This is a genomic window from Solimonas variicoloris DSM 15731 (assembly GCF_000382285.1).
GTDB classification, from domain to species: domain Bacteria; phylum Pseudomonadota; class Gammaproteobacteria; order Nevskiales; family Nevskiaceae; genus Solimonas; species Solimonas variicoloris.
Genome location: NZ_KB907969.1, coordinates 1 through 1336, shown reverse-complemented (window position 1 = coordinate 1336; position 1336 = coordinate 1). Strand labels below are relative to the sequence as shown.

Sequence of the window (1336 nt, the reverse complement as noted above, 5' to 3'; positions counted from 1 at the left end):
TCAGCGCCCGGTAGTAGTCCTCGCGGTTTTGCTCGAAGTCAGCCGGCAGATCGTCGTCGGGGTTGCGGTAGCGGTTCGCGCCGACCACCCAGATTTCCTTGCAGCGCAGCCGCTCGCGCAGGGCTTCCAGCACGGCGATTTCATAGGTGACGCGGTTGACCCGATCCCGGCCGGCGGCGTCCGTCTCCATGACGGCTTCTCGCCACAGGCCACGTACCACGCCATCGAGCGGCACCTCGATGTCGGCTGGGAAGGTATGCACCTTGGTGTCGGCAAAGCGCTTCACCAGTGCGAGCGCGTCCATCACCGGGCGGTGGCGGTCGTTGTTGGAGCGGAATACCAGCGCGGCCAGCAAGGTCGGTACTATGCGCCGGTAGTGGCCCTGGTACGAATTGCGGATCACAGTGCGCAGCGTGATGCGGTAGGTCGGGCCGGTGGCCTTCCACTCCTTGACCAGATCGCGCAGCGTCTGCTCGCCGACCACTGGAAACACCACGTCGCGCACCACGCCGTCCGGCTGGGCCAAGGTGGCGTCGGCCAGATTGAACAGCAGGTTCTGCTTGCCGGACACGCGCTTGAGGTCCTCCAGCAGTTCGCGTTCGACCTTGCGTTCGGCACGCGCGCCGATCTGGTGGATGGTCTCGATCAGCAAGTCCACCAGGTCGTCGGTCAGGCTGCGGGCGCGCAGGTGGACGAAAGCGGCCAGCCAGGTGAGGCGCGCTGCATCGGGATGTCGGCGCAGGTCGCGGGGAACCTCGACCGACACACGCTGGCGGCAGCGCTCCAGGTCACGCGGCGAAGTCCGGTCGAACAGATCGGCAGACAGCTCGATCCCCCGGATCAGTTCGAGCTTCGCCAACTCATCCTGCATGCTGGCAAGGCTTGGGCGGCCGGGACTGCCGCGCAGTTTCAGCAAGACGGCCGGCGCGTTGCCTGCGGCTTCGCCTTGAGCATCTTCAACGGCGCTCTCCCCGTGGCCCGATTCTTCTGGGCGCAGCAAGGCATCCAGGCGTTCGCGAGTCGCGGGCGGCAGCCGCCCATACACGCAGCTATGGAAGCGGTCTTCGTGGGAGCGCAACGCACTGCGCGCGATGCGCTCCATCCGGTCTGGTTTCGGCGGCTCGATGGCGAGTTCGCGGCAACGTCCTTCCAGCCGCTCGATCATCGGCTCAATGTCACCGCCAACTTCTCCGGCAACATGATCACGCAGCCACTCCGTCAGCATCTCGGCATCGGCTACCGTCGCTTCGCGGAAGCCGAAACGCACGCGGATTTCGCCGCGCAGCCGCTCGGCAGTGCGGCCCGTGAGGAAGGCTTCGCCATCGATGGGCGCGGG

The 1336-nt window shown here is 66.5% G+C and carries 1 protein-coding gene; it reads right to left on the bottom strand.

Annotation, left to right across the window (positions count from 1 at the left end):
- Positions 1 to 1336: hypothetical protein (locus tag H149_RS0119150; RefSeq protein ID WP_039749571.1), on the bottom strand; the 1336-nt coding region annotated here is incomplete at both ends.